Source organism: Limnohabitans sp. TS-CS-82 (assembly GCF_002943475.1).
In genome coordinates this window covers 15,424-28,579 of record NZ_PTQX01000016.1, presented here as the reverse complement: position 1 = coordinate 28,579, position 13,156 = coordinate 15,424, and the positions used below count along the sequence as shown (strand labels likewise).

At 57.0% G+C, this 13,156-nt stretch carries 10 protein-coding genes and 1 other RNA gene; 9 read left to right on the top strand and 2 right to left on the bottom strand.

All coding sequences use genetic code 11. The annotated features are described in order from the left end of the window. Nucleotides 1-3: 3 nt before the first annotated feature. Nucleotides 4-2,691 (bottom strand): DNA gyrase subunit A, encoded by a 2,688-nt coding sequence (gene gyrA / locus C5F52_RS24170; RefSeq protein ID WP_104800925.1) that lies wholly within the window; start codon nt 2,689-2,691, stop codon nt 4-6. 216 nt (nt 2,692-2,907) lie between these two features. Between gyrA and ompA the strand changes: the two genes are divergently transcribed. From ompA to ssrA, 4 genes are all read left to right on the top strand, one after another. Continuing rightward, entirely contained in the window at nt 2,908-3,492 is a 585-nt protein-coding gene (gene ompA / locus C5F52_RS24165; protein WP_104800924.1) for an outer membrane protein OmpA, read from the top strand. Between the two features lie 69 nt (nt 3,493-3,561). Then, on the top strand, nt 3,562-4,281 hold the full coding sequence (gene ubiG / locus C5F52_RS24160) for a bifunctional 2-polyprenyl-6-hydroxyphenol methylase/3-demethylubiquinol 3-O-methyltransferase UbiG (protein WP_104800923.1): 720 nt from the start codon (nt 3,562-3,564) through the stop codon (nt 4,279-4,281). Further along, nucleotides 4,281-4,946: an HAD-IA family hydrolase gene (locus C5F52_RS24155; protein WP_104800922.1), complete on the top strand. Its 666-nt coding sequence runs from the start codon at nt 4,281-4,283 to the stop codon at nt 4,944-4,946. Before ubiG ends, C5F52_RS24155 begins: the two co-directional genes overlap by 1 nt. Nucleotides 4,947-4,958: 12 nt before the next feature. Beyond that, nucleotides 4,959-5,333, top strand: a transfer-messenger RNA (tmRNA) gene (gene ssrA, locus C5F52_RS24150). Nucleotides 5,334-5,801: 468 nt separating this feature from the next. Here the strand turns inward: ssrA and C5F52_RS24145 are convergent. Continuing rightward, nucleotides 5,802-6,611, bottom strand: a complete 810-nt coding sequence (locus tag C5F52_RS24145; RefSeq protein ID WP_104801053.1) for a helix-turn-helix domain-containing protein — start codon at nt 6,609-6,611, stop codon at nt 5,802-5,804. A gap of 225 nt (nt 6,612-6,836) precedes the next feature. Here C5F52_RS24145 and accB point away from each other — a divergent pair, with 225 nt between their 5' ends. Genes accB through C5F52_RS24120 form a run of 5 tightly spaced genes read left to right on the top strand, consistent with a single transcriptional unit; the run spans nt 6,837 to nt 13,114 of the window. After that, nucleotides 6,837-7,310, top strand: a complete 474-nt coding sequence (gene accB, locus C5F52_RS24140) for an acetyl-CoA carboxylase biotin carboxyl carrier protein (RefSeq protein ID WP_161499761.1) — start codon at nt 6,837-6,839, stop codon at nt 7,308-7,310. A gap of 8 nt (nt 7,311-7,318) precedes the next feature. Next, nucleotides 7,319-8,749: an acetyl/propionyl/methylcrotonyl-CoA carboxylase subunit alpha gene (locus tag C5F52_RS24135; RefSeq protein WP_104801052.1), complete on the top strand. Its 1,431-nt coding sequence runs from the start codon at nt 7,319-7,321 to the stop codon at nt 8,747-8,749. After that, nucleotides 8,746-10,245: a biotin carboxyl carrier protein gene (locus C5F52_RS24130; protein ID WP_104800920.1), complete on the top strand. Its 1,500-nt coding sequence runs from the start codon at nt 8,746-8,748 to the stop codon at nt 10,243-10,245. The genes C5F52_RS24135 and C5F52_RS24130 overlap by 4 nt, the downstream gene beginning before the upstream one ends. Beyond that, nucleotides 10,242-11,108 (top strand): HAD-IIA family hydrolase, encoded by an 867-nt coding sequence (locus tag C5F52_RS24125; protein ID WP_104800919.1) that lies wholly within the window; start codon nt 10,242-10,244, stop codon nt 11,106-11,108. The genes C5F52_RS24130 and C5F52_RS24125 overlap by 4 nt, the downstream gene beginning before the upstream one ends. Next, nucleotides 11,105-13,114 (top strand): acetoacetate--CoA ligase, encoded by a 2,010-nt coding sequence (locus C5F52_RS24120; RefSeq protein WP_104800918.1) that lies wholly within the window; start codon nt 11,105-11,107, stop codon nt 13,112-13,114. The genes C5F52_RS24125 and C5F52_RS24120 overlap by 4 nt, the downstream gene beginning before the upstream one ends. The last annotated feature ends 42 nt before the right edge of the window (nt 13,115-13,156 follow it).

Sequence of the window (13,156 nt, the reverse complement as noted above, 5' to 3'; positions counted from 1 at the left end):
GAATTAGCCTTCGCTTGGCGCGTCAGTGCCACCTTCGGCGTTGTCATCTTCTGCGCCTTCGCTGAAGTGTGCGTTGGCATCGTTTTCGACAATGCGTTGCAAGCCACTGAGCTTGGCGCCTTCATCCAAACCAATCAAGGTCACGCCTTGTGTGGCGCGGCCCATTTCGCGGATTTCAGCCACGCGGGTACGCACCAACACGCCGGTGTCGGTGATGAGCATGATTTCGTCGTCCGCTTGCACCAAGGTAGCTGCCACGACTTTGCCGTTGCGCTCAGATTGCTGGATGGCAATCATGCCTTTGGTGCCACGGCCGTGGCGGGTGTATTCGCTGATGTTGGTGCGTTTGCCGTAGCCGTTTTCGGTGGCGGTCAACACGCTGGCGCGGGCCACGGTTTCGTCAGTCACTGCTGCTGGATCTTCTTGTTCAGACACCAACATGGCGATGACGCTTTGGCCTTCTTCGATCATCATGCCGCGCACGCCGCGGGCACTGCGACCCAAGGGGCGCACATCGTTTTCGTCAAAGCGCACGGCTTTGCCGCCGTCGCTGAACAACATCACATCGTGCTTGCCATCGGTCAGGGCTGCACCAATCAAGAAGTCACCTTCGTCCAAGTTGACGGCGATGATGCCGCCCTTGCGTGGGTTGTTGAATTCGTCCAGAGACGTCTTCTTGACCGTGCCCATGGACGTGGCCATGAACACAAATTGGTCTTCAGGGAAGGTGCGTGCTTCGCCTGTCAGCGCCAAAACGACGTTGATTTTTTCGCCTTCTTGCAGCGGGAACATGTTGACGATGGGGCGACCGCGTGAACCGCGTGAACCCGCAGGCACTTCCCACACCTTGAGCCAGTACAAGCGGCCACGGTTGGAGAAGCACAGCAAATAGTCGTGCGTGTTGGCGATGAAGAGTTGGTCCACCCAATCGTCTTCTTTGGTTGCCGTGGCTTGCTTGCCGCGACCGCCGCGTTTTTGGGCGCGGTATTCAGACAGAGGTTGGCTCTTGATGTAGCCGCTGTGGCTGAGCGTGACCACCATGTCGGTGGGGGTGATCAGGTCTTCGGTGCCCAAATCTTGGGCGTTGTGCTCAATCACGCTGCGGCGTGCGCCGAGCTTGCTTTGGCCGAATTCATTTTTCACCACGGTCAGCTCGTCACCAATGATGGTGGACACACGCTCAGGCTTGGCCAAGATGTCGAGCAAGTCATCGATCTCGGCCATGACGTCTTTGTATTCGTTGACGATCTTGTCTTGCTCAAGACCCGTCAAGCGTTGCAGACGCATTTGCAGAATTTCTTGTGCTTGGGTGTCGCTCAAGCGGTACAGGCCGTCGTTGCCCATGCCGAATTCTTTTTCCAAGCCATCAGGGCGGTAGTCGTCAGCGTTGATCACGCCGCCATCGGCACGGCTACGGGTGAGCATTTCGCGCACCAGTTGGCTGTCCCATGACTTGGTCATCAACTCGGCCTTAGCCACAGGCGGCGTGGGTGCGTTGCGGATGATGCGAATGAACTCGTCGATGTTGGCCAATGCCACAGCCAAGCCTTCCAGCACATGGCCGCGTTCGCGGGCTTTGCGCAGGGTAAAGATGGTGCGGCGTGTCACCACTTCGCGGCGGTGGCCCAAGAACACAGCAATCAAATCGCGCAAATTGCACAGCTTGGGCTGGCCGTCAATCAAGGCCACCATGTTGATACCGAAGGTGTCTTGCAGCTGGGTTTGCTTGTACAGGTTGTTCAACACCACTTCAGGCACGGCACCGCGCTTGAGCTCAATCACCAAACGCATGCCTGACTTGTCAGACTCGTCTTGAATGTGGCTAATGTCTTCAATCTTCTTCTCGTGAACCAATTCGGCCATGCGTTCTTGCAAGGTCTTTTTGTTCACTTGGTAGGGCAGTTCGTCCACGATGATGGACTGGCGTTGGCCTTTGTCGATGTCTTCAAAGTGGCACTTGGCGCGCATGACCACGCGGCCGCGGCCCGTGCGGTAGCCGTCTTTGACACCGCTGATGCCATAAATAATGCCGGCAGTTGGGAAGTCAGGTGCTGGAATGATTTCCATCAATTCGTCAATGGTGGCTTCTGGGTGGCGCAGCATGTGCAAACACGCATCCACCACTTCGTTCAAGTTATGAGGTGGGATGTTGGTGGCCATACCCACGGCAATGCCGGAGGAGCCGTTGACCAGCAAATTAGGAATGCGGCTGGGCAGCACCAACGGTTCTTTTTCAGAACCATCGTAGTTAGGGCCGAAATCGACGGTTTCTTTGTCGATGTCGCTCAACATTTCGTGAGCGATTTTGGACAAACGGATTTCCGTGTAACGCATGGCCGCAGCGTTGTCGCCGTCGACCGAGCCGAAGTTACCTTGGCCGTCCACCAACATGTGGCGCAGCGAAAAGTCCTGCGCCATACGCACGATGGTGTCGTACACCGCACTGTCGCCGTGCGGATGGTATTTACCAATCACGTCACCCACGATACGGGCTGACTTCTTATAGGGGCGGTTCCAGTCGTTGTTGAGCTCGTGCATCGCGAACAAGACGCGGCGGTGCACAGGCTTTAAGCCGTCACGCGCATCGGGGAGGGCGCGGCCCACAATCACGCTCATGGCGTAATCTAGGTAGCTGCGACGCATCTCCTCTTCTAGGCTGATGGGCAAGGTTTCTTTGGCGAACTGGGTCATGAAAGAGGCCGTAAAGCAGGAAACCGAACATTTTAGGCTGATAAGTAGGCGGCCTACTTGTGGCAGCTATGCAACAACTTTTGACTTACCTGGTGATGAGTAGAAGTTAGGTGTTTTGGATATGGCACAATATTTCTAAGCGTCACAGGTAAGCATGCCTTGACTGCCTGAATTCGCAGAGTGGTCTGCGGCTTATAAATCCCTCAGAGGTGAATCATGAAAAACTTGAAGAACTTGGCAGCTTTTGTTGCTACCGCTGCTTTGGCAACTGCTGCTATGGCTCAAAACGTTGACAACTGGCGCAATGCTTCTGGCGACGTGTGGAAAAACTCCACAGGTTTGTGCTGGCGTGATGCCAACTGGACACCTGCTACTGCAGCTCCTGGCTGTGACGGCGCTGTTGCTGCCGCTCCAAAAGCTCCTGCTGCCGCTCCCGTAGCCGCTGCTTCTAAAGTGACTTATGCTGCTGATGCATTCTTTGACTTCGACAAGTCGGTGGTCAAGCCTGCAGGTAAGGCCAAGTTGGACGACTTGGTGTCCAAAGTCAAGGGCATTAACTTGGAAGTCATCATTGCTGTGGGTCACACTGACTCTATCGGCTCTGACGCTTACAACCAAAAATTGTCAGTGCGTCGCGCTGAAGCTGTGAAGGCTTACTTGGTCTCTAAGGGCATCGAGAAAAACCGCATCTACACCGAAGGTAAAGGCGAGAAGCAACCTGTTGCTGACAACAAAACCAAAGAAGGTCGCGCTAAGAACCGTCGTGTTGAGATCGAAGTTGTGGGTACCCGCAAGAACTGATCTGACTTGATCTAAAAAAGAAACCCCGCCTCGGCGGGGTTTCTTTTTGGTTGAACGACAATACAGACCATGCATCAAACAGCCACGCACACCAACGCCGATCCTGCCGAATTGGCCAAATTTTCAGACCTCGCCCACCGCTGGTGGGACCCCGAGAGCGAGTTTCGCCCTTTGCACCAAATCAATCCATTGCGTTTGGATTGGATCAATGGCATTACGCCTTTGCAAGGCAAAAAAGTGTTGGACGTTGGCTGTGGTGGTGGCATTTTGACTGATGCCATGGCGCGTTCTGGTGCCCACGCTTTGGGCATTGATTTGGCGACCAAGTCGCTCAAGGTGGCGCAACTGCACGCTTTGGAAGCGCAAACGCTCAATGTGCAGTACCGCGAAGTGGCCGTAGAAGCTTTGGCTGTTGAGCAGCCTGCCAGTTTTGATGTGGTCACCTGCATGGAGATGCTGGAGCACGTGCCAGATCCGTCGTCCATTGTGCGTGCGTGCGCCCAATTGGTGAAGCCCGGTGGTCATGTGTTTTTCTCCACGCTCAACCGCAACGCCAAATCGTTTTTGTTTGCCATCGTGGGGGCGGAGTATGTGTTGAACCTGCTGCCCCGTGGCACGCACGAGTACGCCAAGTTCATCCGTCCCAGCGAGCTGGCGCGTGATTGCCGCGAAGCCGGCCTTGAGTGGCAACACACCCGTGGAATGGAATACAACCCGCTCACTCGTCGCTACTGGTTGAGTGGTGACACCAGCGTCAACTACATGGTTGCAACGCAAAGGCCTCTGTGATGCTGAAACATATCCGAGCGGTGCTGTTCGATTTGGACGGAACCTTGATTGATAGTGCTCCTGACCTTGGCGCAGCTGCTGACAAAATGCGTACCGACCGCGGTATGCCGTCACTCCCCTACGAGTTGTACCGTCCTTTGGCGGGTGCTGGTGCACGTGGCATGTTGAAGGTCGCGTTTGACATGACGCCCGAACACCAAGGCTTCATGGCCATGCGCGAAGAGTTCTTTGCCAACTACGAAGCCGCCATGACCGTGCGCACCTATGTGTTTGACGGCGTGGACGATTTGATTGAGCATCTTCAACTGCGCCAAATGCCTTGGGGCGTGGTGACCAACAAAATGGCGCGTTTTACGGATCCGCTCACAGCCGCCATGCCCTTGTTTGCAAGTGCGCGCGCTATCGTGAGCGGCGACACCACACCGCACCCCAAACCGCATCCCGAACCCTTGTTTGAAGCAGCCCGCCGTTTGGCCTTGCCGCCCGAGGTGTGTTTGTATGTGGGTGACGACGAGCGTGACATTGCTGCAGGTCGAGCCGCAGGCATGCCTACCGTGGCTGCCACCTACGGATATTTGGGCGAAAAGACCGATGTCAGCACCTGGGGTGCAGATTTATCTGTTGATTCACCAAATAAGCTCTTGCAATTGCTGGCAGAGGCCTAAAATACGAGACTTGGGGCTGCACTGGTTTCGACATGGGTTCGGACGCGTGGCAGGGCATGTCGAGGTTCTGATCCTCGTTAATCTTCGGAAAAAAAACTAACTGCAAACGACGAACGTTTCGCACTCGCCGCTTAATCCGGTGAGCCTTGCAACAGTTGGCCGATAGGCTGGGTTAGGGGGTCGCAAGACTTCCTAGCTGCAAGGGAAAACATATGGGCTGGCATCACCTCGGGTACCTTGAGGTGGTGTGAGAAAAAAGGGTACTGGCTGGGTGCGTAGCGTGTCGCTGCGCGACGCACACGGCGAGACTCAAATCAGACGACTACACATGTAGAACTGTACGAAAAAGGCTTGTGGACGCGGGTTCAAATCCCGCCAGCTCCACCATACACGGGGGACAGACTTTCTCTGTCCCCCTTTTTCTTTCCCGGAAAGCCCTGTTTCTGCAGGCTTTTGCGTTTTTTCTTGTGGACGCGGTGGGTCAAATTCACTGGTGTTTGTCCACAGAGAGCGAATTTCTCTCCTTTTTCTCTCCCGGCTTGTGGACGTGTCCATGAGCCGAGCCCAGTATTCATGCGGGTTTCAGGGATTGAGTTGGACCCAGCCAATTCCCGAGCAAAAGGGATTGGAACCGGTCGGAATCAGGCTTTTGGACTGACTTTCTCACTTGGTTTTAATCGAGCTCGATAGGTGGTTTCCGGCCAGGAGCTGCCGTTAACCAATGCCCGCCCTGTAGGTTAAAGCGGTCATTTGAAAAAAGCCAGACTATGAAGTTTTAGGAAATTCAATGGCTAGAAGGGGTTCGGTATTGGGGTGCATCGCGAAAAACCATGAGATGGCGTAAAAGTACGGTTTTTAGACCCCGACAAGCCGCATTGAAATTTCACGTGCGGCAGCAGTAAGTTCGGGCAGGTGCGCCTTCACTATCTGCGGAACAGTCGCAACCTTGTGCATCCATGTCAAATTTAGCGCTGCGATTACTTCGTCACCCGCCCAGATCGGTACAGCAATCGAATCTCTGTCGTCATCCCACTCCCTGCGTGTCTGGTCGAAATGGCCGCCAAAGTCAGGGGTTCGGTGACCGTACCCTAACCGCCTTGTCTCATCGAGTAGTCGCTCAACCATCACTGGTTGGCGCGCCATGAAATTACCTGGTTCGCTGCTAGCCACTAAGCGCTGCAGCATCGCCTGACGTTCGCTCTCGCTGCAAAAAGCAATGTATGCGCGGCCAGACGCTGATCGCAGCATGTTTATGCGGAAGCCTATTGGACCTACCGGTACATGCGAGAAGTAGGATTTGGGTCGATTGGTCTCAATCACCTCCATGCAATCGAGGCGCGGGACAGCAAGTACCGAAGGCCAGTTGACCTTGCGACAAAGACGCTCCATCACCGGAGCAGAAACCTCTACCAAATAGTTCTCATCACTGAGCTGTGCTGCGCGTGGTTGCAGGGTGTGGCTGGCCATGTAGGCACCGTCGGCTAAACGCTGCCAAACCAATCCGCGCTTTTCAAGCGTGACGATCAAGCGCGTCAATGTGGCTTTAGGGAGGTCGGTCGCGAGGAACAGATCATGCAGGCTGGCGGCTCGCGCCTGGTGCAGGTACAGCAGCACTTCAAGGCCCCTGTCCAGGGCACGAATCGACTTGACTTTGTAGTCACGCATGATTTGTAGGATTTTAGTGAGTTTCACCAGGAGAAAACTTAGTACGTGATCCTACCTGATGAACATGCCTGATGCAGATACTCGCGTTAATCCCGGATTTGATATGTCGGGATGCAAAAAAATTGACAGGAGACAAGACAGCACTGGACACAGCCGTTGAGGTCGGTGTGTCGCGTCTCCTTAATTACTGCACAGTCGCAGCCGTGTATTCAAGGAGACATGTTCATGAGTTTTTCCCACGAAGACGTTCAGCGTCTACTCCAACTGTTAGACAGTTCGCATTTCGATGAATTGCAGCTTGAAGCCGATGGCATCAAGCTGTCACTGCGCAGGGGAGGAGTAATCTCAAGCCCAGCACAAAACGCACCTTCAGTACCCGAGGCAGCAGCGACACCTTCTATTTCTGCGCCTATGGTAGCCCCCACAAAAGTGGCACCACAAGTCAGTGACGACATACCATTGCTTGAAGTCCGCGCTCCAATGTTGGGCACATTTTATGGCGCACCCAAGCCCGGCGCAGAACCGTTTGTTAGCGTTGGTGGCCGTGTCAGCGTGGACACCCCCGTGGGGATCATTGAGGTCATGAAGCTGATGAATTCGATCTCTGCCAAGGTAGAAGGCGTGGTTGTCGAAGTCTTAGCCCGCGACGGTGACCTGGTCGAGTTCGATCAGGTTCTTATGCGAGTGCGTCCGTCGTGAGCGCGGCCATGAGAAAAGCAGACCAACTGGCCCTGGACGGCCCGATCCGCAGGGTGCTGGTGGCCAATCGTGGCGAGATTGCCGTTCGCATCATCCGCACGCTCAGGCGCCTTGGCATCGAGTCGGTGCTGGCGGTTTCGGCGGCTGACCGCGACAGCATGGGCGCACGCTTGGCTGATCGCGCTGTATGTATTGGTCCTGCACGTGCCACAGACAGTTATCTGCGTATCGGCACCCTTATCGAGGCGGCTCGTGGTGTCGGCGCCCAGGCGATTCACCCGGGTTATGGCTTTCTGTCGGAACGAGCGGAGTTCGCCGCGGCTTGCGAAGAAAACGGACTGGTCTTCATCGGCCCCACGGCTGAGCAGATTGAACGGGTAGGCAATAAACTCGAGGCGCGTCGCTGCGCAGAACAGGCCGAAGTGCCCATTGCACCTGGCGGCCAGGTAGACGATCTGCCTGCAGCGCTGGAGATGGCCGAACAGATTGGCTACCCGGTACTGATCAAGGCTGTGGGCGGTGGCGGCGGACGCGGTTTAAAACGCGCCAACACGCCGACAGAATTGAGCGAGCTGTTCGATTTGGCCAGCTCAGAGGCCCTGGCTGCTTTCGGTGACGGACGGGTTTATGTGGAGTGTTTCGTCACGCAAGGTCGCCACGTAGAAGTGCAGATCCTGGGCGATGGCAAAAACGTTATCCACCTCGGTGATCGAGACTGCTCGGTACAACGCCGCTACCAAAAGCTGATCGAGGAGGCCCCAGCCCCCAACCTCAGCAACGAGATGCGCCGAGACCTGCACGCGGCAGCGGTTCGCTTTTCCAAACACATCAACTACCGAAGTCTGGGAACGATTGAGTTCCTGGTCGATGTGGCGCGCCAACGCTTCTACTTCCTAGAGATGAATGCGCGCATCCAGGTGGAGCACCCCGTGACCGAGCAGATCACTGGGCTTGATCTTGTGGCCGAACAAATCATCGTGGCGCAAGGGCACGCCTTGCGCATGAAGCAGTCCGACGTGCGACTGACGGGCCACGCGATCGAGTGCCGCATCAACGCCGAAGACCCGACGCAGGATTTCCGACCTGCACCGGGCAGACTTTCCACGGCCCACTTCCCAGCCAGGACAGACTTGCGCGTGGACACCCACATGGAGGCTGGAGCCATGATCCCTCCGTACTACGACTCGATGATCGCCAAGGTGATTGCCACGGGCAGCGACCGTGAGCAAGCACGGCAACTGCTGGAGTCTGGGTTGGCGGATGTGCACATCAAAGGTGTGCTCACCAATATTGCACTGCACCGTGCCGTACTGGCTACACCCGAATTTATCGAGGGCGGATTCGACACCGGCTTTCTCGGGCGATTTCTGGCGAGCTCCGGTGCGGCCATCTTTGGCCAGCAAGCTACTCACCCCGTTTCTGAAGGATCTCGCTCATGAGCGCTAACAGCCCTGACTTCATCGACACCACGCTGCGTGACGGCAACCAAAGCCTGTGGGGCGCCACGGGTCTGCGCACCGGCATGATGCTGGAGATCGCTTCCGATCTCGACCGCGTCGGCTACCGCGCGATCGACTTCACCACCAGCACGCACATGGCTGTGACCGTTAGATTCCACAAGGAAAACCCTTGGGAACGCATCCGCCTGATGAAGGCGCGTATGCCGCGCACGCCACTTAGCTTCCTGTCAACTGGGATGCGATTCATTTCATGGGAGACTGCGCATCCTGAGCTGATGGCACTGTCCTACAAGCTACTGGTACGTAATGGCATCGAGCGATTCATGGTGATGGATCCCATGAACAACATGCAGGCCGTAACCGATACTGCCAACGCTATTGCGGCAGCGGGCGCACGCGAGATCGTGGGTGCCGTGGTCTACACGGTCAGTCCAATCCACGATGACGCACACTTTGCCGATGCTGCGCGCAAGCTTGCTGCTGTGCCTGCTATCACTCGCGTCTACTTGAAAGACCCGGGGGGCTTGCTGACGCCCGAGCGCGCCCGCACGCTGCTGCCTGCGCTGCGCGCAGCGCTGGGAGGAAAACCACTGGAGTTGCATTCTCATTGCACGATCGGCCTGGCCCCTTTCACCTACGCCGAAGCGCCAGAGCTCGGCGTCCAGACCCTGCACACCGCCGCACGGCCACTGGGCAATGGCAGCAGCCAACCCGCTATCGAGAACGTGGTGGCGAATCTGCAAAGCCAGGGTGTCTCAGTGAACCTCGACATGGAAGCCATCGGTCGAATCAGTAGCTACTTTGCTGCGCTTGCCGCTGCCGAGGGCCTCGCCCCCGGCGTACCGCAGGAGTACGACATGCGCTACTTCCAGCATCAACTACCGGGAGGAATGATCGGCACCATGCGGCGTCAGTTACGCGAGATGCGCCAGGAGCACCGTCTACCCGAAGTATTTGAAGAAGTTGGACGCGTTCGCCACGAATTGGGCTATCCCATCATGGTCACACCGTTCTCGCAAGTGGTTGGGACGATGGCTGTGATGAATGTGTTGGCTCCAGAGCGCTACGCCAACGTGCCTGACGAAGTTATTCGCTACGTGATCGGCCGCTTCGGCACTCCGCCTGCACCGATGGACGCCAACGTGCGTGACCGAATAGAGCAGCTGCCTCGGGCTCGTGAGCTGGCCAAGCAGAGTTCAATGCCGGAACTGGCGGAACTGCGTCGCCGGTTCGATTCTCGCCTGTCCGACGAGGAGTTCATTTTGCGCGCCACGATGCCCGCTGAGCAGGTGGACGCGATGGTGGCTGCAGGCCCATGCCGCCAACACTACAGCCCGGTGGCCAGCCCAGTGGAACGGCTGGTCGGCGAGTTGGCTCGGCGGCCCGATGTCACTCATGCGCGGGTTGAAAGGGAAGGCTTTCTGCTGGACCTGCGGTCCAACCGGCCCGGTACAACCACGGGAGCAGTCACATGATTCAGAAAACGGTTCACACGCCAGCGCCTGCCTACGCCGAAACCCGATTGTCCAACGTACGCGGCTTTGTGTTCGACATCGACGGAACCCTTGCACTCGCCGACAAACGCCTGAGTGGATATCAGCCATTACCGGGTGCCTGTGAATTATTGGCCTTGCTGCGCGAACGGTGTATTCCACATGTCGGGTTCACGAATGGCAGCACCAAAACGCCCCAGCAGTTGTCGCAGGCCTTGACCGCAATCGGCATCGAGCTTGATGAGCGGCATACCATGACTCCCGTCAGCGTGGCGATTGATCTCTTCCAGCGCCGTGGATACAAGCGTTTGCTGGTCCTAGGCGGCGAAGGTGTGTGGAGGCCTTTGGTTGATGCAGGTTTTGACGTTGTGCGTTCTCCTGAACGTGCGGACAACGCGGACGCAGTGCTGATCGGTTGGCATCCTGAGTTCGTCTTGGCCGACCTGGACGCGGCATGCCGCGCTGTCTGGTCAGGCTCGGCGTTTTATACCGTTTCCAAAGCAGCCGTCGTCGCCAGTCGTGAAGGTCGAACGCTGGGCATTTCGGGTGCCCTCTCGGCGGCAGTGCAAAGCGTCACGGGTAAGAAAGCAGTGGTCGTGGGCAAGCCCTCGACCCAGGCCCTGACCTGTGCCAGCGGCCGCCTGGGTGGTGTGAGGCCATCTCAGATGGCGATCGTTGGCGATGACATCAGCCTTGAGAACGCGATGGCACATCGCGGTGGAGCCATGTCGATTGGTGTTCATACAGGACTGAGTAGCGCCGAGGACTTCGAGCGTTTGCCAACAGCCAGTCGCGCGCATCTGTCTATCCGTGGCGTTGACCGTTTGCTGGAAATGCTGTCATGAACACTTTGAATTCAAACCAAGAGACCGCCGCGGTCCTTTGGACACCCCGACCGGATCAGATCAAACCGACTCGGCTCGCGGCTTACATGCGCTGGCTGGCCACAGAAGAGGGCCTGAACTTCAACAGTTACAGCGACCTTTGGGCGTGGTCTGTCGATGAGTTGGAGGCGTTCTGGCAGTCGATCTGGGACTTCTTCGGCGTGCAAGCCGATGGTGTCAGCGAACCCGTGCTGGGCTCTGCGACGATGCCTGACGCACAGTGGTTTCCAAATGCCCGTTTGAACTACGCCGAACATGTGTTTCGTTGTGCCACCGACAAGCGCCCAGCAATCATCGCACGCAGTGAAGACACTGGAACCCACGAGGTCTCGTGGGCAGACCTGAAGCGTGACACTGGTGCCATGGCAGCCCGTCTGCGTGAGTTGGGGGTAGGTCCTGGTGATCGGGTGGCGTCGTACATGCCCAATCGGCCCGAGACGGTGGTGGCATTCTTGGCCTGTGCCAGTCTGGGTGCGATCTGGTCAAGTTGTGCGCCCGACATGGGGGTCTCTGTGGTACTGGATCGGTTCCGGCAGATCGAACCCAAAGTTCTGTTGGCCGTGGACAGCTACAGCTACAACGGTAAGACCCACGACCGGCGCGAACTGGTGGACGAATTGCTGCTGGCCTTGCCCACCGTTCGACATGTCATCCACGTGGCCGGACCGATTTGCCGAGCAGTGTCCCACAAGCCACCTGCATGGCGAGATCGTTTGGAGTGGTCGGAGGTCGTTGCAGCTGACGCTGAGTTGCGATTTGAACGTCTGCCTTTTGCACATCCGCTGTGGATCGTGTATTCGTCGGGTACCACCGGGCTGCCGAAAGCCATTGTGCACAGCCAGGGCGGCATTGTGCTGACGCACTTGAAGACCATGGCGCTGCAGCACGATCTTCGACCAGCCGACCGTTTGCTGTTTCTCGGCGGGACGGGCTGGATCGTCTGGAACCTCCAGATCGGTGCCTTGCTGACTGGCGCGAGCATCGTGCTTTACGACGGCAACCCAGCATGGCCGGAAGCCGAAGAGTTATGGCGTTTCATCGACGAAAAAAAGGTTACTCTTTTCGGCTGCGGCGCGGCCTATTTGATCAATTGCATGAAGGACGGTCTGCGCCCACGCGATATCGTGCCACTGCAAAGTCTGCGAGCCATCAACGCCACTGGTTCACCGCTCCCCATCGACGCCTACCACTGGGTCTACGACGCAGTGAAGCCCGACATCTGGCTCGCCTCGATCAGTGGTGGCACCGACATCGCCTCGGGTTTTGTGGCCTGTGCGCCAATCCTGCCGGTGACTGCAGGCGAAATTCAGTGTCGCGAGCTGGGTGTGGCCGCCTATGCCTTCGACGACAACGGCCAATCGGTGATCGACGAGGTAGGTGAACTGGTGGTCACCAAGCCCATGCCATCAATGCCTATTTGCTTCTGGGGTGACCTCGAGCAACGCCGTTACCTGGAAAGCTACTTTGAGATGTATCCAGGCATCTGGCGTCATGGCGACTGGATTCGCTTCACGACACGTGGTACCTCTGTGATCTACGGCAGGTCAGATTCGACCATCAACCGCTACGGTATACGCATGGGGACTGCCGAAATTTATCGGGTGGTGGAGGAGTTATCAGAGATCCGTGACAGCCTGGTGGTTGACCTCGAATACCTGGGACGTCCCTCGTTCATGCCTTTGTTTGTGGTGCTTGTGCCAGGCCAGGTGCTGAACGAGGCCTTGAAGGCTCGGATCGTTCAGCAGATCAAGTCCAAGGCGTCCGCCAGACACGTACCCAACGAGATCTATCAGGTCGATGAAATTCCGCGCACGCTCACGGGAAAAAAGATGGAAGTACCGGTACGCAAACTGTTGTTGGGCGCAATAGCCGACAAGGTGGCCAGCCCCGATGCGATGGCCAACCCCAAGAGTATTTCCTTTTTTCAGCGTCTAGCCAATGAGCTGAATGCATCGCAAACCACCTGATCCGATTTCACCAAGGCCTTTTTTTACCCCCCCCCCCGCGGA